At 64.8% G+C, this 24,971-nt stretch carries 19 protein-coding genes and 1 tRNA gene; 2 read left to right on the top strand and 18 right to left on the bottom strand.

Annotation, left to right across the window (positions count from 1 at the left end; genetic code table 11):
• Positions 1–8: 8 nt before the first annotated feature.
• From AC27VL_RS02015 to AC27VL_RS02030, 4 genes are all read right to left on the bottom strand, one after another.
• The gene (locus AC27VL_RS02015; protein WP_488765421.1) at positions 9–1,604 is read right to left on the bottom strand and encodes an alkaline phosphatase D family protein; all 1,596 of its coding nucleotides are present in this window, start codon (positions 1,602–1,604) and stop codon (positions 9–11) included.
• Positions 1,605–1,615: 11 nt separating this feature from the next.
• A complete protein-coding gene (locus AC27VL_RS02020; protein WP_488765422.1) occupies positions 1,616–4,549 on the bottom strand; it encodes a TonB-dependent receptor in 2,934 nt (977 codons plus the stop codon).
• A 138-nt stretch (positions 4,550–4,687) separates the two neighbouring features.
• Entirely contained in the window at positions 4,688–5,725 is a 1,038-nt protein-coding gene (locus AC27VL_RS02025) for a FecR family protein (protein ID WP_100552153.1), read from the bottom strand.
• Positions 5,722–6,237 (bottom strand): RNA polymerase sigma factor, encoded by a 516-nt coding sequence (locus tag AC27VL_RS02030; RefSeq protein ID WP_089240285.1) that lies wholly within the window; start codon positions 6,235–6,237, stop codon positions 5,722–5,724. Before AC27VL_RS02030 ends, AC27VL_RS02025 begins: the two co-directional genes overlap by 4 nt.
• Positions 6,238–6,508: 271 nt before the next feature.
• On the opposite strand from AC27VL_RS02030, the gene aceE reads away from it, so the two are divergent.
• Positions 6,509–9,181: a pyruvate dehydrogenase (acetyl-transferring), homodimeric type gene (gene aceE / locus AC27VL_RS02035; RefSeq protein ID WP_488765423.1), complete on the top strand. Its 2,673-nt coding sequence runs from the start codon at positions 6,509–6,511 to the stop codon at positions 9,179–9,181.
• Positions 9,182–9,238: 57 nt separating this feature from the next.
• Here aceE and AC27VL_RS02040 read toward each other — a convergent pair whose 3' ends face one another.
• The gene (locus AC27VL_RS02040) at positions 9,239–9,721 is read right to left on the bottom strand and encodes a LuxR family transcriptional regulator (protein WP_488765425.1); all 483 of its coding nucleotides are present in this window, start codon (positions 9,719–9,721) and stop codon (positions 9,239–9,241) included.
• Between the two features lie 207 nt (positions 9,722–9,928).
• Between AC27VL_RS02040 and AC27VL_RS02045 the strand changes: the two genes are divergently transcribed.
• The gene (locus AC27VL_RS02045) at positions 9,929–12,259 is read left to right on the top strand and encodes a TonB-dependent receptor (RefSeq protein WP_488765426.1); all 2,331 of its coding nucleotides are present in this window, start codon (positions 9,929–9,931) and stop codon (positions 12,257–12,259) included.
• A 57-nt stretch (positions 12,260–12,316) separates the two neighbouring features.
• On the opposite strand, the gene AC27VL_RS02050 is transcribed toward AC27VL_RS02045, so the two are convergent.
• The 13 genes from AC27VL_RS02050 to AC27VL_RS02110 all read right to left on the bottom strand — a co-directional run bounded on the left by AC27VL_RS02050 (position 12,317) and on the right by AC27VL_RS02110 (position 24,946).
• Positions 12,317–12,409 (bottom strand) — tRNA-Ser (locus AC27VL_RS02050).
• A gap of 78 nt (positions 12,410–12,487) precedes the next feature.
• Positions 12,488–12,691 (bottom strand): carbon storage regulator CsrA, encoded by a 204-nt coding sequence (csrA, locus tag AC27VL_RS02055; protein WP_025878924.1) that lies wholly within the window; start codon positions 12,689–12,691, stop codon positions 12,488–12,490.
• A gap of 148 nt (positions 12,692–12,839) precedes the next feature.
• Complete coding sequence (gene alaS / locus AC27VL_RS02060; protein WP_100552149.1) at positions 12,840–15,488, bottom strand: alanine--tRNA ligase; 2,649 nt, start codon at positions 15,486–15,488, stop codon at positions 12,840–12,842.
• Between the two features lie 105 nt (positions 15,489–15,593).
• Complete coding sequence (gene recX, locus AC27VL_RS02065; RefSeq protein ID WP_099820106.1) at positions 15,594–16,085, bottom strand: recombination regulator RecX; 492 nt, start codon at positions 16,083–16,085, stop codon at positions 15,594–15,596.
• A gap of 109 nt (positions 16,086–16,194) precedes the next feature.
• The gene (recA, locus tag AC27VL_RS02070) at positions 16,195–17,232 is read right to left on the bottom strand and encodes a recombinase RecA (RefSeq protein ID WP_180167630.1); all 1,038 of its coding nucleotides are present in this window, start codon (positions 17,230–17,232) and stop codon (positions 16,195–16,197) included.
• Between the two features lie 201 nt (positions 17,233–17,433).
• The gene (gene lexA / locus AC27VL_RS02075) at positions 17,434–18,069 is read right to left on the bottom strand and encodes a transcriptional repressor LexA (protein WP_089240271.1); all 636 of its coding nucleotides are present in this window, start codon (positions 18,067–18,069) and stop codon (positions 17,434–17,436) included.
• A gap of 139 nt (positions 18,070–18,208) precedes the next feature.
• Positions 18,209–19,891, bottom strand: coding sequence for a 2-polyprenylphenol 6-hydroxylase (ubiB, locus tag AC27VL_RS02080; protein ID WP_100552147.1), 1,683 nt, complete (start codon positions 19,889–19,891; stop codon positions 18,209–18,211).
• 35 nt (positions 19,892–19,926) lie between these two features.
• Complete coding sequence (locus AC27VL_RS02085) at positions 19,927–20,421, bottom strand: CinA family protein (protein WP_100552146.1); 495 nt, start codon at positions 20,419–20,421, stop codon at positions 19,927–19,929.
• A gap of 103 nt (positions 20,422–20,524) precedes the next feature.
• Positions 20,525–21,835 (bottom strand): ribosome rescue GTPase HflX, encoded by a 1,311-nt coding sequence (hflX, locus tag AC27VL_RS02090; RefSeq protein WP_089240267.1) that lies wholly within the window; start codon positions 21,833–21,835, stop codon positions 20,525–20,527.
• 14 nt (positions 21,836–21,849) lie between these two features.
• On the bottom strand, positions 21,850–22,125 hold the full coding sequence (gene hfq / locus AC27VL_RS02095; RefSeq protein WP_025878916.1) for an RNA chaperone Hfq: 276 nt from the start codon (positions 22,123–22,125) through the stop codon (positions 21,850–21,852).
• 95 nt (positions 22,126–22,220) lie between these two features.
• Positions 22,221–23,174 carry a tRNA (adenosine(37)-N6)-dimethylallyltransferase MiaA gene (gene miaA / locus AC27VL_RS02100; protein WP_488765428.1) on the bottom strand — a complete coding sequence of 318 codons (954 nt, stop codon included), beginning with the start codon at positions 23,172–23,174 and terminating at the stop codon, positions 22,221–22,223.
• Positions 23,174–24,070 carry a dihydropteroate synthase gene (gene folP, locus AC27VL_RS02105; RefSeq protein ID WP_488765429.1) on the bottom strand — a complete coding sequence of 299 codons (897 nt, stop codon included), beginning with the start codon at positions 24,068–24,070 and terminating at the stop codon, positions 23,174–23,176. The genes miaA and folP overlap by 1 nt, the downstream gene beginning before the upstream one ends.
• Before the next feature lie 690 nt (positions 24,071–24,760).
• The gene (locus tag AC27VL_RS02110) at positions 24,761–24,946 is read right to left on the bottom strand and encodes a hypothetical protein (protein ID WP_100464731.1); all 186 of its coding nucleotides are present in this window, start codon (positions 24,944–24,946) and stop codon (positions 24,761–24,763) included.
• Between the last annotated feature and the right edge of the window lie 25 nt (positions 24,947–24,971).

Below are 24,971 nucleotides of genomic sequence, written 5' to 3' on the forward strand. Positions count from 1 at the left end.
CAGCCGGCTCAGGCCTCCTGCAGCCCCGGCCGGCCGTGCTCCACTGCATAGCGCTTCCAGCTCTGCTGCGTGCCGTTCGGCCGCATGACCGTATCAAGGGTCTTCATGTCACCGATCCAGGCATCGCGAGTGACATCACACAGCACGTAACCGCGCTTGTCCGTCGTCGCCTTCAGGTGCGGACTGTGCCGCAGCTGGTTCTCTGCATACGCATCCACGCCCTGCCCGTCGGCGCCCGAGCTGATCGAGGTCGCCAGGAACTCGCTGGAGATCACCCCGGAATCGGTGTTGTCCTGCACCAGGTCACTGGCATAGTGACGGTGTGCATCGCCACAGGCGGTCACCACGTTGCCGAAGCCCACCTTCTGGATGTGATCAAGCAGGCGCCGGCGGCTGGACAGATAGCCGGACCACTGGTCATCGGAGGACTGCACCACGCCGTCCTTCTCGCGCATGTAGTTGCCCAGCGAAACCTGATGCGCGATCGCGTGCCAACGCGGCGCGGCATCGGCCAGGCCATCGAACAGCCATTGCTCCTGCTTCGCACCCACAATGCTGCGCTCGGCAGATTCCACCTGTCCGCGCTGCGCCATGTCCACCTGCTTGCTGCGGTACTGGCGGGTATCGAGCAGGTGCAGGTCCAGCAGCGTGCCGTAGCGTGCCCGCCGGAACATCTGCATATGACCATCGCGCGGGTACGACGAAGCCCGCAACGGCATGTTCTCGTAGTACGCCTGGAATGCCTGTGCGCGGCGCAGCAGGAACAGTTCGCTGGGTGTACCGTCCTGGTCTTCGGCACCCGCCCAGTTGTTGTCCACTTCATGGTCGTCGAACGTCACGAACCACGGTGATGCGGCGTGCGCCGCCTGCAGGTCTGTATCGGTCTTGTACTGCGCGTAGCGACGGCGATAGTCGTCGAGCGTGTAGGTCTGTGGGCCAACGTGGTTGCGCAGGTTGGTGAACGGCTGACCGTTCATCTTGCGCACGCCGGTCTGGCTTTCGCCCTCGTAGATGTAGTCGCCGTAATGGAACACGAAATCGAGTGGTTCCTCGGCAATATGTCGCCACGCCGTGTAGTGCCCTTCCTCGAAATGCTGGCAACCGGCCACCGCGAAGCGCACGCGCTTGATCGGCGCGTTCGCCGCAGGCAGGGTGTGGGTGCGTCCGATCGCACTGGCATGGCCTCCCACGGTGAAGCGGTACCAGTACGGCCGCCCAGGCAGCAGGCCGTCCAGTTCCACGTGCAGCGCATGGCCAAGTTCGGGGTGGGCCAGCGAGGTTCCCTGCCGCACCACGGTGCGCATGGTCTCGTCAATGGCCACCTGCCATCCCACCACCATCGGCCGGGTGGGCATGCCGCCACCGAACACCAGGGGCTCGGTGGCCAGTCGCGTCCACAACACCATGCCGTCGGCCGACGGATCACCCGACGCCACGCCGAGGGTGAACGGCGTACTGGCAAAGCGCGGCGATGCCAGCAGATTGCGCGGATTCAGTGCTGCCGCATCGCTCTGCGCAGCCAGCGCGCGGGCAGTCCCGGCCCACGCACCCAACGCGGAAAGTCCCGACAGGGCAAGGAAGCGCCTGCGATTGATCGTATCCAAGACGGCCGCCCTCAGTTGTAGATGATGTGGAAGTAGAAGAAGCGACCGTAGTCATCGATCTCGGTGCGGAAGCGTCCGTTCGGACCGGTGCTGTAGGTTGGCTGGGTATTGAACAGGTTCTTCGCCTCGTACTTCAGCGTCACGTGCTTGCTGACCTTGTGGCTGAAGGCCAGGTTGAAGGTCATGTACGGGTCGTAGTACGAGTCCAGCCACTGGGTATCGCCGAAGTCGACCAGCATGCGGCTGCGGTAGGTGCCGGACACGCGCAGCTGCGAGCTCTTCCACGGCATGCGCCAGATCACCGAGCCGTTCACCGACCAGTCCGGCTGGTACAGCAGGCGGTCCAGGCGGCGCTCGCTGCCATCGCTGATGCGGTAATTGGTCTGCCCATCCAGACGGGTGGCATTGAGGTACATGTCGAAGCGGTGGCGGCCCCACTGCAGATTTCGGTTTGCCACCGCGAACTCGACACCGCGCAGCGTAGACTCATCGGTGTTCATCGGCTGGGTGACACGGTAGCGGACGTCGCCGATGTTCTCGAACGTGGTCAGGGTGTAGATGTCGTCCTTGATGACCTTGTCGAACAACGCGACCGACACCAGGCCGTTGTTGCCGTTGAAATACAGGTCCCAGGCCAGGTCGAGATTGGTCGAGCGGCGCGGCTGCAGCGAGGCATTGCCCTGCTTGATGGTGCAGAAACCTCCGCCCAGCTCGTCATCGCCACAGCTGGTGCTGGTGGCCTGGGCGATGTTGCTGGGTGTCGGCCGGCCCAGCGTGCGGCTGGCGGAGAAGCGCAGGCGCTGGTTCTCGCTCAGCTTGAAGGTCGCATTCAATGACGGCAGCAGGTTGTTGTAGCCGCCACTGCTCTTGCGGAATGCCGAGGTGTAGGTGGTACCGCCATCATCGCTGAACGGGCTGAACGCATCGAAGGTAGTGTGGTCATAGCGCAGGCCACCGATCAGCAGCAGCCGGTCCCAGGCGTAATGCGCCGAGACGTAGGCGTTGGCGATGTCCTCCACGTACTTGTAGTCGCTGGTGAAATCGGCATTCGGGTAGGCCGCATCGTTGTTGCCCAGCTTCGGGTACAGCTCGTCATGCCACTTGCGGTTGTCGATCAGCGGGAAGCCGGGGACGCTGCCAAGCAGGGTCGAACCCGGATACAGATAGTCGTTCAGGGTCGCGCTGGTCTTGTAGTAATCGAAATCGATGTCCTGCCAGATCTTCAGGTGGCGATACTCGGCACCAGCAGCGAGACCGAAGCCGCGCGCATCGGCATCGATGTTGTAGCTGAAGTCGGCACGCAGGTTGTCGATGCTCTCCTTGGCGTCGCGCGGCGAGATGTAGGCCTGCGCAGGATTGAGCTTGAACGCCGAGCTGGTCAGCAGACTGGAGTCCGAGACGCCCACCGCGTTCGGAAAGCCATGGCTGTCGTTGGCATAGTCGACGAACAGGTTGCTCGGGTACGCGCGTACGCCCCAGTAGACCTGGGTGTTGTGGAAGGTCTCTTCGGTGTGGCCGGCGCGCAGGGTCAGCCGCGAAAGGTCGCCTATATCCCAGTTGAAGCTGGCGATCGCACCGCGATTGCTGCGGTCCCAGCGGTCATGGCGGTTCTTGATGTAGATGCTGTTGATCTGGGTGGTGCCGCCGTCCTCGCTCTGGTTGCGTATCGGGAACTTGGCGTTGCCATACAGATCGGTCTTGTTCATCGTCGAGTTCTCGTAGAACCGGTACGAGTACAGCAGCAGCGAGGCATAGAACGGATCGTCCGACGGTTTCCATTCCAGCTTGGCCGAACCACCGAAGTTGGTGATGTAGTTGGTGTAGGTGCCGGTGCTGAAGTTGCCCGGCGCGCGCAGGCCGTTCCAGCCTTTCGCTTCATCCGGGCCGGTAGTGCCATCGGTGAGGTACTTGCCGGCATCGCTGTAGTAATAGTTCGATTCGACCCAGCGCTTGACGCTGTTGCGCGAACGCTGTTCATAGCGCGCAACAGCGACGATGCCGAACTGGTCATCGGCACCGAACTGGTTGGAGAACACCGCTTTGGCGCTCTTGCCGAAGTGGCCCAGGGTCTTGTGGTCGCCGCCCGCGCTGCGCCCCACATTGGTCTCGGCCGTGGAATAGATGCCGGCCACGTCGGCGAACACATACTTGCCGGAGCGATCAAAGGCACTGCGGCTGATGATGTCGATCACACCACCAATGGCATCCGGTGCCTGCTCGGCGCTGAAACTCTTGTAGATGTCCGTGCGGGTGCCGATGTCGCTGGGAATCAGCTGCAGGTTGTTCATGCGCTCGCCGGCGCCACTGCCACCCACGCTTGCGATCGCGATGCCGTCGATGGTCGTGTAGTTGAGATTGGCCTGCACGCCGCGCACGGTCACATAGCGCGGTTCGCCCGCATCTTCCACCGCACTCAGACCGGGCGCGGCCATCAGGCTCTCGGCCAGCGTCTCATCGCCGTAGCTGTCCATCTCATCGTAGATCACCGAATCCTTGATCACCGGCGAGGTTTTCTTCTGATCGATCACCTCATGGGCGGCGATCACCTTGATCGTTCCCAGCGTCGGAGCGACCACGGCTTGCGGCTGCTGCGGTGCCGGTGCGGCCGGCCCGGTTTCGCGCTGTGCCGGTGCCGCATCGATGGCGATCACGTTGCCGTCCAGCACCGTGTAGCGCAGGCCGGTGCCGGCCAGCAGCGTGTCCAGCGCCTGCTTGACGGTGGCCCCCCGCGGTACCGCGCCCGCCATGGGTGCATTGCCCGCGCCGGCATACAGGAACTGCACGCCGGAGCTGCGTGACAGCTGCTCCAGTGCCTGGCTCAAAGGCTGCGCGGCGATCGCTGCAGTAACCTTGGTCTCAAGCCCGTTGGACGACACCGCCTGCGCATGTGCGCCCAGGCAGGGAGACAAGGCCAGTACCACCGACAGATAGAGCTTCTTGCGCATCACGGTTCCTTGCAGGAGAGAGGACTGCTGCTGCGTCGACATTCGACAGCGGCTTCTCCCAAGTAAGAGCCGGCATCGGCGGAAGTGGAGAACGCCGATTCGATGAATTTTTTCTGACAGCCCATCGCCCAACCGGGATCAGCGGCTGGAGACCCATACCGTGTCCTGTTCGCGGCGGATGACGAAGCGCGCGTCCCGCTGCAGGAATGCCTGCAGCGCAGCGACCCGGTGCGCCTCCAGGCTGCCCGACAGGCGCGCCGCCCGCGCCACGTCATCGGTCACCCGCACCTGCACCTGGTTGTGCCGGTTGAACGCAGCCGCCACCTCGTCCAGCCGCTCATCACGGAACGACACCCGGCGCTGCTGCCAGTCCAGCAGCATGGACATCGGTATTTCCAGCGGCTGCACCGCATGGCTGAGATGATCGACTTGGACCACCCGCCCGGCGGGCAGCTGCGCCAGCCGGCGTTGCCCATCACCGGCGGTCCAGACCTCCACCTGGCCGGATACCACGCCGATACGCGTGCTCTGCAACCGGCGCGACACATCGAACACGGTGCCGATGTCACGGATCTGCAGATCACCGACCCGTACCTCGAAGGGCCGGCGATCCGCTGCGATATCAAACGTGGCCTCGCCCTGCAGCAGTTCGACGCGGCGGCTGAACCAGCCGATGGTCACCCGCAGACGGCTGTCTGCATTCAGCCGCACCTGGGTCTGGTCAGCCAGCACCACCTCACGCAGTTGCCCGTGCCCGGCGACCAGCATCTGTTCGCGCGGCATCAGCCACGGCAGCAGACCGGCCACCAGCAACAGTCCGCACGCCACCGCAGCCACCCGCCTCCAGAGCGGCCGGCGCGTTCGTGTTGCAACCACGGCGCGCGGCGCGGACACGGGCGCGGCAAACAACGGCACCACTTTCGCCGTTGCCGGCAGCATCGGCAGCACTGCCCTGCTTCCCTGTTCCTGCGGGTGCACCGACATCGCCGCGCCCACCTGCCGGTGCAGATGCAGGGCATGCAGGTACGCGCGCACGTGCTCGGGCGAGCCCTTCATCCACGCCATGAACTCGGCGCGCTGCACGGCGCTCAGCTCACCCTCGCGGTTGCACAGGAACCACTGCGCAGCCTGTTCGGCCACCTCGTCATCCATCGCTGCAGGCTCCTGCCGGTTCATCCGTCCTTCCCGGCGCCCAGCGCCTTCCTGCAGGCATCCAGGCCCTTGCCGATGTGCTTGCGCACCATGTGCACCGACACATCCAGCTGCGCCCCAACCTGTTGGCAATCCAATCCTTCGCGGTAGTGCAGTTCCATCACCCGCCGCGTCGTGGGTGGCAGTTGCGCGATGGCGCCGCGGATCCCGCTCCAGCGCTGCGCACGCTCGAAATCACCCTCGATGTCCTCCTCGCTGCTGAGCACCTCGGCCAGCAGATCAACATCCTCGATCTGCGGCAGGCCGGAGCGCGAACGTGCCTGTTCACGGGCCAGGTTGGCTGCCACCGCGAACAGATAGGCTTCAGGGTTCTCGATCGCCGCGGCGTCTTCGCCGGTGCTGCGCAGCAGGCGCAGGTAGACCTCCTGCGCCAGATCCTCGGCATCGGCAGCCTGTGAACCACGCCGAAGGAAGAAGCCACGCAGCAGGCGGCGCCGCAGGGCGTAGCTCTTCTCCCAGATCCTGACGCTGTTCACAACCGACCAACCACCCCGAGGCTGGAAAACCCAGCAGGGTGCACACCGACGATGACAACCGCATTGCAGCGCCGCCGGGCAAAGCGCAGGTTCGCGCAGACCCAACCCTCACCTGTCTACCGGCCAACCCATGCGCCGCCTACGCTTGTCTCCCCGGCAGCCACCAAGGCCGCCCCCGCGCCACGGCCCTGCCGGCGCGACTCCGCTCCAGAGCTGTCGCCCTGCCGGCGGTGTCGCGCAGTTGCCGGCCGGCGCTCTCTGGAGACGCAGCATGAACCAGGCACACTTCCCTCTCGACATCGATCCGCAGGAAACCCGCGAATGGCGCGAGTCGCTGCACGCGGTGATCCAAGCCGGCGGCCGGCCGCGCGCGCACTATCTGCTGGACCAGCTCGATGACCTCGACGTGCAGCAGCATGGCGACCTGCACATCCGCGCATGGACCGCTTACACCAACACGATTCCACCCGAGCGCCAGCCAGCCTACCCGGGCGACCTGGCCATCGAGCGTCGGTTGAACGCGATGATCCGCTGGAACGCCATGGTGATGGTGCTGCGCGCCGGCAAGCATTCCAACGTCGGCGGCCACATCGCCACCTACCAGTCCGCAGCGGTCATGTATGACGTAGGCTTCGATCACTTCTTCCGTGGCCGTACCGACACCTTCGACGGCGACATGATCTACATCCAGGGCCATTCCGCACCCGGCATCTATGGCCGTGCCTTCGTGGAAGGCCGCATCAGCGCCGAGCGCATGGACAACTTCCGCCGCGAAGCCGGGCGTGAGGGCCTGTCCTCGTATCCGCACCCGCGGTTGATGCCGGAGTTCTGGCAGTTCCCTACCGTATCGATGGGCCTGGGCCCGCTGACCGCGGCCTATCAGGCCCGTTACATGCGCTACCTGGAATACCGCGGGCTGAAGCAGCACCAGGGCCGCAAGGTCTGGGCCTTCCTCGGTGATGGTGAAATGGATCAGCCCGAATCGCTGGCGGCCATTTCACTGGCCGGGCGCGAGCGCTTGGACAACCTGGTGTTCGTGGTCAACTGCAACCTGCAGCGCCTGGACGGACCAGTGCGCGGCAACGCCAAAGTGATCCAGGAACTGGAAGGCACCTTCCGTGCCGCCGGCTGGAACGTGATCAAGGTGATCTGGGGCGGTGGCTGGGACGACCTGCTGGCACGCGATCACAGCGGCTTGCTGCGCCAGCGCATGATGGAATGCGTCGATGGTGACTACCAGACCTTCAAGTCACAGAGCGGTGCCTATGTACGTGAGCACTTCTTCGGACGCTACCCGGAACTGCTGGCGCTGGTCGCGCACATGAGCGACGACGAGATCTGGGCGCTGGCACGTGGCGGCCACGATCCGCAGAAGGTTTACGCCGCCTACCAGCAGGCAGTGAACACCGCGGGCCGGCCGACCGTGGTATTGGCCAAGACGGTGAAGGGCTTCGGCATGGGTGAGGCCGGCGAAGGCCAGAACATCAATCACCAGTTGAAGAAGATGAGCACCGATGCGGTGCGCGCTTTCCGCGACCGTTTCGATCTACCGATCAGCGATGAACAGCTGGAGGAAATGCCGTACCTGCGCCCGGCGCCGGGCAGCCCGGAGGCGCTCTACTTCGCGCAGCGTCGCCAGGCGCAGGGCGGCCAGCTGCCGGCACGCCTGGCACAGGTCGATCCGCTGCCACTGCCGCCGCTGTCCACGTTCAACGTCCAACTGCAGGGAAGTGGTGATCGCGGCCAGTCCACCACCATGGGCTTCGTGCGCATCCTCACCACCCTGCTCAAGGACCCCGAGCTGGGCAGGCTGGTGATCCCGATCGTGCCCGATGAATCGCGCACCTTCGGCATGGAAGGCCTGTTCCGCCAGATCGGCATCCACTCTTACCTCGGCCAGTTGTACACGCCGCAGGACGCTGGCCAGCTGAGCTATTACAAGGAGGCCAAGGATGGCCAGATCCTGCAGGAAGGCATCAACGAATCCGGCGCGATCTGTTCGTGGATCGCCGCCGGTACCGCATACGCCAACCACGGCCTGGCCACGATTCCGTTCTACATCTTCTATTCGATGTTCGGCCTGCAGCGCGTCGGCGACCTGGCCTGGGCAGCAGCCGACGCGCGCACCCGCGGCTTCCTGCTTGGTGCCACCTCGGGCCGCACCACGCTGATGGGCGAAGGCCTGCAGCACGACGATGGCCACAGCCACGTGCTGTCCTCGGTGATTCCCAGCTGCGTGTCCTATGACCCGACCTACAATTTCGAGCTGGCGGTGATCATCCACGATGGCCTGCGCCGCATGTACGTGGACCAGGAAGACATCTACTACTACATCACCCTGCTCAACGAGAACTACCCGCACCCGGCCCTGCCCGACGGCGCCGAAGCCGGCATCCTGAAGGGCCTCTATCTGCTGCGCCCCGCCGCTGCCGACACCATTGCACAGCCTCGCGCGCAGTTGATGGGCAGTGGCTCGATCCTGCGCGAGGTGCTGGCCGCCGCCGATCTTCTGCAGCAGGATTTCGGTATCGCCAGCGACGTCTGGAGTGCTACCAGCCTGACCGAACTGCGCCGCGACGGCCTGGCTGTCGAGCGCTGGAATCTGCTGCATCCGGCTGACGAGCCGCGCGTCCCCTACGTGCAGCAGTGCCTGCAGGACCACGCTGGCCCAGTGGTGGTGGCAACCGACTACATGAAGATCGTCGGCGACCAGATCCGTCCCTTCATCAGCGATCGCTGCTTCATCGCACTCGGCACCGATGGTTTCGGCCGCTCGGATACACGCGAATCGCTGCGGACGTTCTTCGAGGTCGATCACCACTTCATCGTGCTGGCGGCACTGAAGGCCTTGGCCGATGACGGACATGTCGAACGGAGCCTGCTGCAGCAGGCGATCGACCGGTACGGGATCGATACCAGCAAGCGCGACCCCGCCGCTGCATGACAGCGCAGCAACGGCATCCGCAGAGCGCGCCTCTGCGGGTGTCGCTGCATCACACCGTTACGGCAACCGCTTGAACAGGTTGGTCTGCAGGATCGGCGTGCCGTCATGACCGAAGAACGCCTTGGTTTCGGTCATCGTTGAACGATCAGCGGCCACCGTATACACACGAGTGGAGGCCGGCGAACCGTGATCGACCAGTTGCATCACCAGCGTATTCGGCGCCGGCAGTTTCAGCGTCGCCTGGTTGGCGCCGTAGCTGCCCATCAGCGATGCGGGCGTGCCATCCAACGCCAGCGTACCGTCGGATTTCATCGTCTTGCCATCATGCAGGACGATATCCACGTGCGAGCTCCACCTGCCCGCGCCGGCATCCTTGAATTCCAGCACGACCTGTTGCGGACGCTGTGCTTCAGGCAGCGCGGACGTGGCGATATCCAGCGACCAGCGGCCGAGCAGCGGCGAGGACTTCGGGCTCTCGGCCAGGGCAGGCATCGCCTGCAGCAGGGCCACGGACAGCAACGCGGCGGACAACAGCTTCATGCGAGGCTCCTTTCGAGTGGAGAAAGTGCTGCAGGGTGCGGTCTGGGGTACCGGCAATGGCCGATGCTGCGCGCCAACGTCCGGTCGTGCAAGCGACCAAGCTGCCGGCGATGGCCAGGCCCAATCCCCCCCTGCGCCGTCCCCCTCCGGCTTGTGAACCTAAATAGTTACGTTATAACATTTCACATTCTTTTCACGGAGTGTGTAATGCGTCGTCACCTGCTTGCTGCAGCCATCCTTTTCGTCGTCCACAACGCCCATGCCAGCGACGACCCCACCCTGCCCGCCGTCCAGGTCGAGGCAAGCAAGCCCTCCCGGATCGACAGCATCGTCACGGTCGAGGCCTCGCAGGCCCAGAACCGCACCCTCGGCGGCATGCTTGAACATGTCTCCGGCGTGCAGAACAGCGCCTTCGGGCCCAACGCCGGCGCACCGGTCATCCGCAGCCTCAGCGGCAACCGCGTGCAGATCCTGGAGGACGGCCAGTCCATCCTCGGCATGAACGCCTTCAGCGGCGACATCAGCATTCCCTTTGACCCGCTGTTCGTGCGCAGCGTCACCGTCAACAAATCCTCCGATACCGTTCGCTACGGCGGCAACGCCATCGGCGGCAGCGTCGACATCGACTCCGGTCTGATCTCGCGCACGATGGAGGACAAGGACCAGTCGATGGAACTGGTCCTGCGCAAAGGTTTCAACGCGGCCGATGCGCAGGGTTTCCGCATGAACTTCAACAACCAGCGGAATGTCTCGACGAACCTGCAGGTCTCTCGGCAACGCATCTCGTACTACGACATTCCCGGCAACAGCAAGGCCGGCGTCTGCAACACCCGCCTGTTCCCGGCCACCGGCGGTGTCAATTCGGCGCTGGCCGACAGCTGCCAGAAGGAAGCGCGCGTCCAGCAGCTCTACAACAAGGCCTCGCAACCCTACATCGACCAGTTCATGACCGAGAACCCCGATTGGGCCGATGGCGATTTTTCCTTCTACACCAACAGCCCGACCTCGGTCTGGCAGCGCCGCACCTACCTCAATCCAGTCAACCCGGCCTATGTCGCCGGCACGCCTTCGTACGTACAGAAACAGATCAACAACGATGTGACCCCCGATTACCACCATCGGCTGGGTAACAGCTACTCACGCAGTTCGCAGGTGGCACTCGGCTCGACCTGGTTCTTCGATCGCGGTTACGTCGGCGTCAGCATCGATGCCAAGGACAGCGAATACGGTGTGCCGGGCTTCTCGATGCAGAACCTGTCCTTCGGCGCGAACCCTGCCGACGGCCTGCCGGTGGGCGTGGTGATCAAACAGCAGCGCTACGCCCTGGAAGCATTGCTGCGGGACCCGCTGCCGTACGTCGAACGTGCCGAACTGCGGGTTTCAACACTGGACAACACCTCGGGCGAGCGCCTGGGCTCGACCAGGGCCAACGACTACGACTTCCAGAGCACCCAGGCCGAACTGCTGCTGGCACATCAACCCGTCGGGCCGCTCAGCGGCGTGCTGGGCCTGAGCCATCAGGCGCGCGACGTCACCGGCAGCGGCACGCTGCGCTACCTGCCTGATGTGGAAACGCGCAGCAACGCCGTGTTCCTGAAGGAAACCCTCGACTTCGGCTGGGTTTCCTTCGATGCCGGTGTCCGCCATGAACGCGTGGACCATGACCTGCAGCCCAGCCGCTTCAAGACCTCGCGCAATGCTGCCAACACCACGCTGCAGGATCGCTCCTATCGTCTCAACAGTTACAGCCTGGGTTCGTATGTCGAACTCGGCCCGCTGTTCGCCGCCAAGGTGCGCTATTCGTCCTCGCAGCGCGCACCGGAGATCAACGAGCTGTATGCCAGCAACGCGCATTACTCGGTGATGACCCAGGAAGAAGGCAACCAGAACCTGGAGCCGGAACGCGCGAAGAACCTGGAGCTGACCGGACTGTTTCATCTTGGCGGCTTCGCGCTGTCGGCCACCGCCTACCGGATGAAGTACGACAACTACCTCTACCAGGGCCACTCCGGCATGCAGATGGCCAATCGCCTGCCGCTGAAGTACTGGAAGCAGACCGACACCACGGTGAAGGGATTCGAGATCGATGCGTCGCAGGCGCTCGATCTTGGCGGTTACGGAAAATTGAATCTGTCCGCCTTCGCCGATCTGGTCAGGAACCACGCCGATCGCCCGGACACGCTGCGCGCGCACAACGACGGCGAGTACCTGCCGAACATGCCGACCAACCGCTATGGCGCCAACCTGCAATGGCAGCGCGACAGCTGGAAGGTGCAACTCTCCAGCACCTACTACGACAAGCAGAAGTACCTGGGTCGCAACGTCAGCGAAGAGATTCCGCTGGATGCATTCAACCTGGTCGATCTGCAGGTCAGCCGCGAGCTGCCAGTACGCAATGCCTACATCGCTGGGATGGAAGTGTTCGTCAACGGCAGCAACCTTCTGGATGACGACGCCCGCCCACACAACTCGCCGTTGAAGTACATCGCACCGCTGCCCGGTCGCGGGTTCCAGGTCGGTGTCACCGTGAAGCTTTGAGGGAGCTGAAAAGAAAAACGCCTGCAGATCGAGGATCTGCAGGCGCTTCTTTGTATCTGGCGGAGCGAGAGGGATTCGAACCCTCGATAGAGCTTTTGACCCTATACTCCCTTAGCAGGGGAGCCCCTTCAGCCGCTCGGGCATCGCTCCGGGGTTTTCTCCGCGTCTGGTGCGTTGCACCTCAGCGGGGCGTGAATCATAACGTTAATCACGCGCGAAGGTAAAGCCTTATTCCGCAGAATTTTCACCACCGGTGCTGCCGGCTTCGTCACCACGCTGGATGCGCTGGTAGATCTCTTCGCGATGCACAGCGACGTCCTTCGGCGCAGTGATGCCGATACGCACCTGGTTACCCTTGACGCCAAGCACGGTGACGCTCACCGAGTCACCGATCATCAGGGTTTCGCCGACGCGGCGAGTCAGGATCAACATTTTTTTAAGTCTCCATGGAACCGTGTGGAAGGGTATCCCCCACCGGCTTGACGCTCCGTCAAGAAGCGCGCCCACGACAAAGGGAAAAGATTCGCAATGGTACCGTCAGCCGTCCCGCTCCTACAAGGAGGGGGACGGCAAGGGTTCATCACAGGCGGGGGCTGACCCATTCGACGACCGCAGCCAGCGCGGTGGCAAGGGCGGGCCCGTCCTCGCCACCACCCTGGGCGAGGTCCGGGCGTCCGCCGCCCTTGCCCCCGATCTGACCGGCGATATGGGACAACAGTTCCCCGGCCTTGACCTTGCCCATTGCACTGCCGTTCACGCCCGCGACCAGGGCTGCCTTGCCGTCCTGGGCACCGGCCAACACGATCACCGCATTGCCCAGCTGCTGCTTCAGGCGGTCCATGGCATCGCGCAGGGCCTTGGCATCGAAGCCTTCCAGGCGGACGGCCAGGACCTTCACGCCGGCGACCTCGACGGCCTGGCCGGACAGATCAGCCGTGGCGCCGGCAGCGACCTTGGCCTTCACGGCCTCCAGCTCGCGCTCCAGCTGCTTCTGGCGCAGGCCCAGCGCACGGATCTTTTCGACCACGTCGGCTGCGCTGCCACCCAGCAGTTCAGCGGCCTCGGCCAGGCGTGCCTCCTCGGCGTCCACGTAGTCCAGCGCGCCCTGGCCGGTGACGGCCTCGATACGACGCACACCGGCCGATACACCGCCCTCGGAGGTGATCTTGAACAGACCGATGTCACCGGTCCGGTTGACGTGGGTACCACCACACAGCTCGGTGGAGTAGTCCCCCATCTTCAGCACGCGCACGTTCTCGCCGTACTTCTCGCCAAACAGGGCCATCGCGCCGAAGTCCAGCGCCTCCTGCATGCCCATGTTGTGCACTTCCACAGCATTGTTGACGCGCACCTGCTGGTTGACCTTGCGCTCGATGATCGCCAGTTCCTCGGCGCTGATCGGCTGGAAATGCGAGAAGTCGAAGCGCAGGCGGTCCGGCGCCACCAGCGAGCCCTTCTGCTGCACGTGGGTGCCCAGCACTTCGCGCAGGGCGGCATGCAACAGGTGGGTGGCCGAGTGGTTGAGGATGGTGGCGCCACGGCGCTCGCCATCAACCTGGCCGGACAGCACATCACCGATCTTCAGGCTGCCCTGGGTGAGCTTGCCGACATGGCCATGGAACTGGCCCGCAAACTTCTGGGTGTCGCTCACCTGCACCTGCACGCCGGCAGCGGACAAGATGCCGGTGTCGCCGACCTGGCCGCCGGACTCGGCGTAGAACGGGGTCTGGCTGGTCAGCACGATGACCTCGTCACCGGCCTGGGCAGCGTCCACCGGGCGGCCATCCTTGAGGATCGCGACCACGCGGAGATCGTCGGCCTGCAGGCGGTCGTAGCCGAGGAAGACGGTCGGCTTGAGCGTGGCGACCAGATCGGCCGACAGGGTCACGCCGCCGCCGAACTTGCCGGCGGCACGCGCGGTCTCGCGCTGCGTTTCCATCGCGGCGTTGAAGCCCTCGATGTCCACGGTCAGGTCACGCTCGCGGGCGATGTCCTGGGTGAGGTCGAGCGGGAAGCCGTAGGTGTCGTACAGGCGGAAGGCGTCCACGCCCGGAATTACGCCATTGCTGACCTTGGCGGCGACGTCGTCGAAGATCTTCATGCCCGAGTCGAGGGTTTCAGCGAAACGCTCTTCTTCGGCCTGCAGTGCACGCACGACGGTATCGACCTGCGCCGGCAGTTCCGGATAGGCCTCGCCCATCTGCTCGACCAGGGTCGGCACCAGCTTGCTGAAGAACGGCTGGCGCACGCCCAGCATCCAGCCGTGTCGCAGCGCGCGGCGGATGATCCGGCGCAGCACGTAGCCGCGACCTTCGTTGGACGGCAGCACGCCATCGACGATCAGGAACGAACAGGCGCGGATATGGTCGGCGATCACCCGCAGCGACTTGTTTTCCAGATCGGCGGTGCCGGTCAGCTCCGATGCCTTGCGGATCAGCGCCTGGAACAGGTCGATCTCGTAGTTGGTATGCACGTGCTGCAGGATCGCGGCCAGGCGTTCCAGGCCCATGCCGGTGTCCACGCACGGCGCCGGCAGCGGCATCAGCGTGCCGTCCTGCTGGCGATCGAACTGCATGAACACCAGGTTCCAGATTTCGATGAAGCGGTCACCGTCCTCATCCGGCGAGCCCGGGGGGCCACCGGCGATATGGTCACCGTGGTCGTAGAAGATCTCGGTGCACGGACCGCACGGACCGGTATCGGCCATCTGCCAGAAGTTGTCCGAGGCGAAAGGCGCACCCTTGTTGTCGCCGATGCGAACGATACGTTCTTCCGGAATGCCGATCATGTCGCGCCACAGCGCGTAGGCCTCGTCGTCGGTCTGGTAGACCGTGACCAGCAGGCGCTCGGCGGGCAGCTTCCAGACCTGGGTCAGCAGCTCCCAGGCCCAGGCGATCGCATCCTTCTTGAAGTAATCGCCGAAGGACCAGTTGCCCAGCATTTCGAAGAAGGTGTGATGGCGGGCGGTGTAGCCCACCTGGTCGAGATCGTTGTGCTTGCCACCGGCACGCAGGCAGCGCTGGACGTCGGCCGCGCGCACGTAGCTGCGCTTCTCTGCGCCCAGGAACACGTCCTTGAACTGCACCATGCCGGAGTTGGTGAACAGCAGGGTCGGATCGTTGCCCGGCACCAGCGGCGCCGACGGCACGATGGTGTGGCCTTTGCCCTTGAAGAACTCAAGGAAGTCGCTGCGGATCTGGGATGTCGTGAATTTGGCGGATGCGTTCATGGGGGCTGGCAGTCTGCGGGCCGGGGCCCGTGCCGCCGGCCGCAGTGGCCAGGGTCGAACGGACCGCCGAAACCCCAAAGGGTATCAGGCCCGGCGCCATCAGTCTCAGTCGTCCGGATCGTATCGGGTCGCACGGCGGATGCTGTCGCCATCAAAGCCCCGGCGAGCCAGCAGATCGGCGGCCTTGCGACGCTGCGCCAGGTCCTGCGGGCCAGCCTCACCGAAGCGGCGTCGGACCAGATCCCGGGCGTTCTCTGTCCAGTCGCCTTCAAAGGTCTCCATGGCGGCAGCGATCTGCTCGCTGTCCAGTCCATGGGTACCCAGTTCGGCCCGCACATGGATGGGGCCGTAGCCGGTATTGGCGCGCATACGCACCAGATTCTCGGCAAACCGGGTGTCGTCCTGCCAGCCAGCCTCGGTCAGCTTGTCGACCGCGGCCTGTGCCGCCTCGCCCTCGATACCACGGGAGGTCAGCTTGCGGGTCAACTCCTTGCGCGAATGCTCACGCCGCACCAGCAACCCCAGGGCACGCTGGACGGGGGTCTGTTCGCGTACGCGGCGCTTGCGGCCGGGTTCCGGGGCGTCGGAATCGTTCATGCTCGCCTTCAATCAAATGCGCCGTCCCTGGCGCGTCCCCCGTCGGGGAAACCGAATCTGCAGGACAGGGCGACGTCACTGACGGCGCCGCCCTGCCCCACAGCAAGCCTTACTCGTCGTCGCCTTCGTCTTCGCCTTCCTCACGGACGGCTTCGGTCGGCTGGAACTTTTCGCGCAGCTCGGCCTCGAGCTTGGCCGCAACCTGCGGGTTGTCGCGCAGATAGCCACGGGCGTTGTCCTTGCCCTGGCCGATGCGCTCTTCACCGTAGCTGTACCAGGCACCGGCCTTCTCGACCAGCTTGGCCTCCACGCCCATATCGATCAGTTCGCCTTCACGGCTGATGCCCTCGCCGTACAGGATCTCGGTGATGACCTGCTTGAACGGCGGAGCCAGCTTGTTCTTGACGACCTTGATCTTGGTCTGGTTGCCGATGATCTCGTCGCCCTTCTTGATCGCACCGATACGACGAATGTCCAGGCGCACCGAAGCGTAGAACTTCAGCGCGTTGCCGCCGGTGGTCACTTCCGGGCTCTGGCCCGGCATCATCACGCCGATCTTGTGACGCAGCTGGTTGATGAATACCACCAGCGTATTGGAACGCTTGATGTTGCCGGTCAGCTTGCGCAGTGCCTGGCTCATCAGACGGGCCTGCAGACCTGGCAGCTGGTCGCCCATCTCGCCTTCGATTTCAGCCTTCGGGGTCAATGCGGCCACCGAGTCGACCACCAGGATGTCGACCGAGCCGGAGCGGACCAGCATGTCGGCGATTTCAAGCGCCTGCTCACCGGTATCCGGCTGCGACAGCAGCAGATCGTCAACGTTGACGCCCAGTTTGCCTGCGTAGATCGGGTCCAGCGCGTGCTCGGCATCGATGAAGGCGGCCGTACCGCCCAGCTTCTGGCACTCGGCAATGGCCTGCAGGGTCAACGTGGTCTTGCCGGAGGATTCCGGTCCGTAGATTTCAACCACGCGGCCCTTGGGCAGGCCACCAATGCCCAGTGCGATATCCAGCATCAGAGAACCGGTCGGAATCGCCTCGACGGGCTCGACCACACGGTCGCCCATGCGCATCACCGAGCCCTTGCCGAACTGCTTTTCGATCTGGCCCAGAGCTGCAGCGAGGGCGCGCTTCTTGTTCTCGTCCATCGGATTGGTCCTTGCAGAGGTCACGTCGTTGGAGGTGCTGTCTTTGGAAGTCTTCTTGGCCATGGGTTCACTTTAAGGCTGGCGTATCGCACAGGCTGAGATTCTGCCCGGCGTTCGGAAAAAAATTATCGGACATCCGTACCAACCTCAGCAGAACCAGAGAATCGCCACAAAAGACCGCGGGAATTGCAGGGTGAATCGTCAACGGTTCGGTCGCAGCAGCCCGCAGTACAGGCCCTCGATCGAGAAATCCTGGTCAGGAAGCACGTCGATCGGTTTGTAATCGGGATTGCGCGGCAGCAACCGGATCCGGTCCTTGGCGATCTTCAACAGCTTGACGGTGATCTCGTCATCGATGCGGGCCACCACGATCTGCCCCGAATGGGCGTCACGAGTGCGGTGCACACCGATCAGGTCGCCATCGAAGATGCCTTCGTCGATCATCGAGTCGCCCTGCACCTTCAGCAGGTAGTCCGGCGCCGGCGAGAAGAACACCCGGTCCAGCACCACGAAATCATCCGAGCCGATGTCGGCGCCGATCGGCAGACCCGCCGCGACCCGTCCCAGGATCGGCAGGCGCAGGACGCTGTCGGGCAGGCCCGGCTCGGCAACCTTCTCCACCGGTGGTGCCTGCACCAAGCGGATGCCGCGTGCCTGGCCAGGTACGCGGCGGATCGCCCCGGCCTGCTCCAGCGCCTCCAGGTGGTACTGCGCTGCTCGCACCCCCTTGAAGCCGAAGGCACGTGCGATTTCAGTCTGCGAAGGGGGCGCCCCTTCGCTCTCGATACGCTCGGCGATCAACTGCAGGATCGCCTGCTGGGTGTCGGTCAGGTCCATGATTAGTAGTATTACTACTAACGCCTGGGACTGCAAGTGCCGGGAGCGACAAGGCGAAAGCAGTCGACCAGCGGTCGGCTCTACAGGAATCGCTGCGCGATTCCGCGGTTCCCTGGTGGGAACCGCCGCGGCAGGCACACTACGTGTGCTTGCCGCTGCGCCAGATCGAGAACAGGATCCACACCCCGCAGAACCCTGCGCCGATGAAACCGCACACGCCCAGCGCCAGCAGCCAACGGCTGGAGACGCCGCCTACGCTGTGCATCACGATCGAAGAACCGATGATCAGGGCCGCGGTGACGATGCCCATCACCATCCGGTTCGCGGCGCGATTGACCTGGTCGCCGAAGCCCTGCAGCGCGCTGGTCTCGACCTTCAGCTGCAGGCGGCCCCGGCGCGCAGCCTGCACCAGCTTGCGCAGATCCCGCGGCAGTTCACCGGCAAAGTCGATCATGCCCAGCAGACTGCGGCGGCCACGCTTGAACAGCGCCCGCGGCGCATAGCGCTGCAGTACCACCCGCTCCAGGAACGGGCGTGCTGCGCTGGCCATGTCGAAGTCCGGGTCGAGCTGGCGGCCCATGCCCTCCAGGGTCAGGAAGGCCTTGATCATCAATGCCAGATCCGCCGGCAGGGTCAGGTTGTAGCTGCGCAGCAGCTGGGTGATGTCGCCCAGCATCAGGCCGATCCGCAGGTCCTTCAGCGGCACGCCACGGTACTGGTCGACGAACAGGCTGATGTCGTGCTGCAACCGGTTCTCGTCCACTTCCACGCCACCCGCCCAGTCCAGCAGCACATCGGCTACGCCCTGCGGGTCCTGTTCCACCAGACCATGCAGCAGCTGCGCGACCTGGAAGCGGCGCACCTCCGACAAGGCGCCGACCATGCCGAAATCGATCACACCGATGCGGCCATCGCGCAGGTAGATGATGTTGCCCGGGTGCGGATCGGCGTGGAAGCTGCCGTCCTCCAGCACCATCTTCAATACGATGTCGGCACCACGTCGGGCCAGTTCTCGGCGGTCGAGGCCGGCCGCATCGACACCGGCCAGATCACGGCCGGCAATGCCATCGACGAAATCCTGGACATTCAGGCTTTCGCAGGTCCATTGCCAGTGCACCGCAGGAATCAGAATGTCGTCACGGCCCTCGAAGTTGCGCGCGATGCGCTCGGCATTGCGGCACTCCGCGGCGAAATCCAGCTCGCGCCGCAGCGACACGGTGAACTGCTGCACCACCTCGGCGGGTCGGTAACGGCGCAGGTCCGGCAGGCGGGCTTCGACGATCTCGGCCAGCCGTGCCAGCAACCGCAGATCGGCTTCAACCACGTCACGGATACCCGGGCGACGCACCTTCAACACCACTTCGCGGCCATCGCGCAGCCGCGCACGGTGGGCCTGGGCCAACGAAGCAGCGGCCATCGGGGTTTCATCAAGGAAGGCGAACACCTGCGACGGAGACGCACCGAGATCGGCCTCCAGTTGTTCGCGGATCTTCTCGTAGGGCAATGCAGGGACCGCGTTCTGCAACTCGGAGAGTTCGGCGATCCAGTCCGGCGGCAGCAGGTCGACGCGGGTGGCGAGCACCTGGCCCAGCTTCACGAAGGTCGGCCCGAGATCCTGCAGGGCGCTGCGCACGCGCACCGGCGCGGTCATCCGCAGCATCTCCTGCCGCTCCTCGTTCCAGTGCAGCAGGCGGCCGGTACGTTCCAGTACCGTGGCCAGGCCGATGCGCCGCACGACGTCGCCGAAGCCGTAGCGGATCAGGACGGCGGCGATTTCCTGCAGCCGGCCAAGGTCACGGACGGTGCCCAGCGTCTCCCACATCGTTGCCTACTCCGGTTGATTGCCGGAGCAGCATGTCACAGCTGGGCGTCGATACCGTGCAATGCCGCCGCTACGGTTTGCCGGCGGATGGCTTCACGGTCACCGTCGAACTGGAACAGTTCGGCACGGGCATAGCCGCCGCGGCGCTTCCAGCCGATCCAGACACTGCCAACCGGCTTGTCCGGGCTGCCACCGCCCGGCCCTGCGATACCGGTCACGGCCACCGCGATGCCGGCGCCGGAATTGACCAGCGCCCCGGACACCATCTCCAGCACGGCTTCGCGGCTGACCGCACCGAACTGTTCCAGCGTCTGCGCGCGCACGCCGAGCAGGCGCTGCTTGGCTTCGTAGCTGTAAACCACCATGCCGCAGTCGAAGAACGCCGAGGAACCGGCGATGTCGGTCATGCACTTGGCGATCCAGCCACCGCTGCAGCTTTCAGCAGTCACCAGCTGCAGCGAAGCCTGCTGCAGGCGCTGGCCCAGCGCAGCGGCCTGGGCGTTGAGTTCGGTGTCGGTCGGGAAGGACATCGGGGTAGCTGAAAGGTGAAGAACCTGCACGTTGTACCGCAGATCGCAAGGTGGTGTCGCGGCACGGGGCCGCAGGAACTGCCGGCCAGCGGCCGGCACTACCTCACCATTCGGGCAGCTTTTCCGGCAGCAGGGCCCGGATCGGCTCGCCATCGGCGCTGGCCGCCAGCTTCTCGGCCTCGGCGATGGGAAGATCGACCTGCAACAGCCAGCCTTCTTCATCGGCCTGTTCACTGCGGACCACTTCCAGCTGGTGCAGGCGCGCGCGCAGACGGCCGGCACTGGGCGGCAGGCGCAGCTCGCCGGTGACGTGCTGCAGACCCAACCGCTTGCCGAGCACGGCCTGCAACAGCTCGATGCCCTGCCCGTCGCGTGCGGAAATCCACACCCGCTCACGCCGCGATTCATCCGGCACGCCGTCCTGGCCATCGTGGCGAACGTCGGCACCCTCGATGCGGTCGATCTTGTTGAACACCAGCAACTGCGGCAGGTCGCCAGCACCGACGGCGGTCAGCACTTCGTCGACCTGGGCGATGCGCTCCTCGCGGTGCGGATCGGCGGCATCGACAAGGTGCAGCAGGAAATCCGCTTCCCGCGCTTCAGACAGGGTCGAGCGGAAGGCCGCCACCAGGTCATGCGGCAGGTCGCGTACGAAACCAACCGTATCGGCCAGCACGACGTTGCCACCAGGCACGGCGATCCGGCGCACGGTCGGATCCAGGGTCGCGAACAACTGGTCAGCCGCATAGGCCTCGGCGCCGGTCATCGCATTGAACAAGGTCGATTTGCCGGCATTGGTGTAGCCCACCAGGGCCACGCGCGGCAATTCGCTGCGCACACGCGCACGGCGCATCTGGGTGCGCTGTACTTCGACTTTTTCCAGCCGCTTCTGCAGCTGTTCAACCCGCTTCTGCAGCAGGCGACGATCGGTTTCCAGCTGGGTTTCACCCGGGCCGCGCAGGCCGATCGAACCACCACGCTGGCGCTCCAGATGGGTCCAGCCGCGCACTAGCCGTGTCGCCATATGGCGCAGCTGGGCCAGCTCGACCTGCAGCTTGCCTTCATGGCTGCGCGCACGCTGGGCAAAGATGTCCAGGATCAGACCGGTACGGTCGATCACCCGGCGCTCCAGGAAACGTTCCAGATTGCGTTCCTGACCCGGGCTCAACGCGTGGTTGACCAGGATCAGGTCTGCGCCGGTTGCTTCGGCGGCGGCCTTGATCTCATCCAGCTTGCCGCTGCCGAGCAGGGTCGATGGGTTCGGGCGATCCAGGCGCGCGGTGATGGTCACCGCGATGCTGGCCCCAGCCGAGCGGGCCAGATCACCGAATTCTTCCAGCACATCGTCTTCCAGCTTGCCGAAATGCGGCTGGATCAACAGGGCGTGTTCGCCCTTTTTCGAGCGGTCAAACATTCACCGCTCCAACATCATTCGTCTGCTTCATCACCCGCCTGACCATCCTCACCTGATTGCACGTACCCACCACCCGGGCCGACCTTGACGTTGCGCGCCGGCACCACGGTGGAAATGGCGTGCTTGTAGACCATCTGGCTGACGGTGTTGCGCAGCAGGACCACGAACTGATCGAACGATTCGATCGTGCCCTGCAGCTTGATGCCGTTGACCAGGTACACCGAAACCGGCACGCGCTCGCGCCGCAGTGCATTCAAGAAAGGATCCTGCAGCGATTGCCCCTTGGACATTGCACACTCCTGATTATTGTTCTTATTGGTAGCCGGCGGTTGCCGCGGCCCCCGAGCCGCTTGCCGGCCCATGATGGTACACGGCCAGCGTCGGTTCAGCGTGCAACGAAGGTCGACACCGCGCCTGCCAGGCGCTCCCCATCCATATGGGGGTCGAACCAGCGCGCATCAAGCTCGCCGCGCAGCCAGGTCAGCTGGCGCTTGGCCAGTTGCCGGGTGGCGAAAATGGACTTTTCACGGAAGCGGGCCTCGTCCCCCTCGCCGTCCAGGTACTCCCAGGCCTGGCGATACCCGACCGCGCGGACGGCTGGCAGGTCCAGCGGCGTGGCGACCGCCTGCATGTCCGGCAACGCACGCAGGGCACGCACTTCGTCGAGAAAGCCCTGGGCGAGCATGGCGTCGAAACGCGCCTCGATGCGCTGGTGCAGCACGGCGCGGTCGCGCGGCGCCAGAATCAGCTTCAATGTACGCACCGGCAACGGGGCGACGCCGGGGCGACGCTGCCATTCACTGATCGGCGTGCCGGTCAGGCGGTAGACCTCCAGCGCCCGCTGGATGCGTTGCGGATCGGTGGCATGGATGCGTGCAGCGGCGGCGGGATCGACGGTGGCAAGTTCGGCATGCAGGGCGGCCCAGCCACGCTCGGCAGCCTCGGCGCTCAGCACGTCGCGCATCGCCGGGTCTGCTTCCGGCATCGGCGACAGTCCCTCCAGCAGCGCACGGAAGTACAGGCCCGTGCCGCCGGCCAGGATCGGCGTCTTGCCCCGGGCGACGATGTCGGCCACCACGCGGCCGGCATCGGCGGCGAACTCAGCGGCCGAATAGGTCTGCCAGGGATCGCGCAGGTCCAGCAGGTGGTGCGCTGCCAGCGCGCGTTCGCCGGCATCAGGCTTGGCCGAACCGATATCCAGCCCGCGATAGACCAGCGCCGAATCGACGCTGACGATTTCACCATCCAGCTGCTGCGCCAGCGTGATCGCGGTCGCGGTCTTGCCGCTGGCGGTCGGGCCCATCACGGCGATCGCCAGCGGCCGCTGATCCACTGCCATCAGTCTTCGTCCGGCCAGCGGAGGGTCGGCTTGGCATCCACCCGGACAGCGGGCACCGCGTCGACCGCCTGCCAGACCTTCAAGGCATCGACCGTCGCCGCCACATCGTGCACGCGCACGATGCGGGCACCGCGCTGCACGGCGATGAGGTGTGCGGCCACGGATGCAGCGACCCGCTCTGCCGGCGACTCGCGACCGGTCAGCTCGCCCAGGCTGCGTTTGCGCGACAGCCCGGCCAGCATCGGCACGCCCAGCTCGAGAAAGCGCTCGGCGCGGGCCAGCAGGGTGATGTTGTGCGCGGTGCTCTTGCCGAAGCCGAAGCCAAGATCGATCAGCAGATTCTTCCTGGCGATGCCGGCCATCTCGGCGGCGAACAAGCGCTGCACCAGGAAGCCATGCACCTCGGTGACGACATCGTCGTACTGCGGGTCGGCCTGCATGTGGCCCGGCTCGCCCTGCATGTGCATCAGCACCACTGGCACGCCGGTGTCTGCCGCGGCCTCCAACGCGCCATCCTGGCGCAGGCCGAAGATGTCGTTGATCATCCCGGCCCCTGCAGCCACTGCGGCACGCATCACCTCCGGCTTGAAGGTGTCGATGCTGATCGGCACCGATGTGCGCGCCGCCAGCTGCTCGATGACCGGGACGACACGACGCAGCTCTTCGTCGATCGACACCGGCGCCGCACCCGGGCGGGTGGATTCGCCGCCGATGTCGAGCAGGTCGGCGCCCTCCTCCACCAGCTTCAGGCCATGCGCGACCGCCGCTTCGGTGGTGTCATGGGCACCGCCGTCGGAGAACGAATCCGGGGTGACGTTGACGATCCCCATGACCCGGGCACGGTCCAGGCGCAGGATGCGGCCGGCGCAATCGAGCTGGGGAGAGATATCGAACATGGCAGATCCTGCGGGCAACGAAGGTTAGTTTACGGCGGCAGGGCTGCGCCCTGCACCCGCAGAGGCCAGGGCTGGAGCAACAGCAACAGCGGCATTCCGTGGGATGGCGGGGTGGGTCCGGTTGCGGGGACGCCGTGAATCCCCAGACCTGCCCAGCCGCTGGCGGCTGTGCGTTCGGGCGCTTGCGAAGCAGTGCTTCGCAAGCAAAGCGCCCTCACCCATGGAGGCTTGGCCGCAGCATCCATGCCGCGGACACCCCCGCAACCGGACCCACCCCGCCTTCGACCGTTTTCCGGTGGCCAGTAGATCCACGCCATGCGTGGATGAATCTCCATCGGAATCGAATATCTCGACAATTGAACGAAGAGCATCCACGCATGGCGTGGATCTACGTGTCGACCAAGGTCGACACCTACCAACAGCAGCCCAACAGCAGCGGGAAATTGTCGAAGGCGGGGCGGTGTCGGATTGCGGGGTGTCAGCCGCATGGATGCGGCTGCCAAGCCCCCAGGGATGGGTTCACGGCGTCCCCGCAATCCGACACCGCCCCGCCATCCCACGGAATGCCTGCTGTTGCTGTTGCTGTTGCTGTTGCTGTTGCTGTTGCTGTTGCTGATGAGGTTGAGGTTGCCGGCCAGCGGCCGGCACTACCGCCTCTGCGGGTGCAGGGCGCAGCCCTGCCGCAGAACCCTACTTGCGCCGACGCTTCCGGTCTACGTACAGCGTCTTGATGATGCTCAGCAGGATGCCCACTGCGATACCCACGCCACAGCCCAGCAGCAGATTGTCCACGGTCAGGCCGACGGCGACGCCGACCACGGTGGCGATCACCATCTCGGCAGTGTGGGAAATCGGTTCAGGCTTGGGGGCGGACATGCGGACTCCAGCGGACTGTCGGGAT

The organism is Stenotrophomonas sp. 14P6.2.3, from assembly GCF_057799055.1.

Excerpts from the sequence above, each read along its gene's own strand:
- recX (WP_099820106.1), bottom strand. The coding sequence starts at position 16,085 with ATGAACGATTCCGACGCCCCGGAACCCGGCCGCAAGCGCCGCGTACGC.
- recA (WP_180167630.1), bottom strand. The coding sequence starts at position 17,232 with ATGGACGAGAACAAGAAGCGCGCCCTCGCTGCAGCTCTGGGCCAGATC.
- csrA (WP_025878924.1), bottom strand. The coding sequence starts at position 12,691 with ATGTTGATCCTGACTCGCCGCGTCGGCGAAACCCTGATGATCGGTGAC.
- folP (WP_488765429.1), bottom strand. The coding sequence starts at position 24,070 with ATGTTCGATATCTCTCCCCAGCTCGATTGCGCCGGCCGCATCCTGCGC.
- hflX (WP_089240267.1), bottom strand. The coding sequence starts at position 21,835 with ATGTTTGACCGCTCGAAAAAGGGCGAACACGCCCTGTTGATCCAGCCG.
- AC27VL_RS02040 (WP_488765425.1), bottom strand. The coding sequence starts at position 9,721 with ATGAAGCTGTTGTCCGCCGCGTTGCTGTCCGTGGCCCTGCTGCAGGCG.
- AC27VL_RS02110 (WP_100464731.1), bottom strand. The coding sequence starts at position 24,946 with ATGTCCGCCCCCAAGCCTGAACCGATTTCCCACACTGCCGAGATGGTG.
- ubiB (WP_100552147.1), bottom strand. The coding sequence starts at position 19,891 with ATGTGGGAGACGCTGGGCACCGTCCGTGACCTTGGCCGGCTGCAGGAA.
- AC27VL_RS02020 (WP_488765422.1), bottom strand. The coding sequence starts at position 4,549 with ATGCGCAAGAAGCTCTATCTGTCGGTGGTACTGGCCTTGTCTCCCTGC.
- alaS (WP_100552149.1), bottom strand. The coding sequence starts at position 15,488 with ATGAACGCATCCGCCAAATTCACGACATCCCAGATCCGCAGCGACTTC.
- hfq (WP_025878916.1), bottom strand. The coding sequence starts at position 22,125 with ATGTCCAAGGGGCAATCGCTGCAGGATCCTTTCTTGAATGCACTGCGG.
- aceE (WP_488765423.1), top strand. The coding sequence starts at position 6,509 with ATGAACCAGGCACACTTCCCTCTCGACATCGATCCGCAGGAAACCCGC.
- AC27VL_RS02025 (WP_100552153.1), bottom strand. The coding sequence starts at position 5,725 with ATGAACCGGCAGGAGCCTGCAGCGATGGATGACGAGGTGGCCGAACAG.
- miaA (WP_488765428.1), bottom strand. The coding sequence starts at position 23,174 with ATGGCAGTGGATCAGCGGCCGCTGGCGATCGCCGTGATGGGCCCGACC.
- AC27VL_RS02045 (WP_488765426.1), top strand. The coding sequence starts at position 9,929 with ATGCGTCGTCACCTGCTTGCTGCAGCCATCCTTTTCGTCGTCCACAAC.
- AC27VL_RS02085 (WP_100552146.1), bottom strand. The coding sequence starts at position 20,421 with ATGTCCTTCCCGACCGACACCGAACTCAACGCCCAGGCCGCTGCGCTG.
- lexA (WP_089240271.1), bottom strand. The coding sequence starts at position 18,069 with ATGGACCTGACCGACACCCAGCAGGCGATCCTGCAGTTGATCGCCGAG.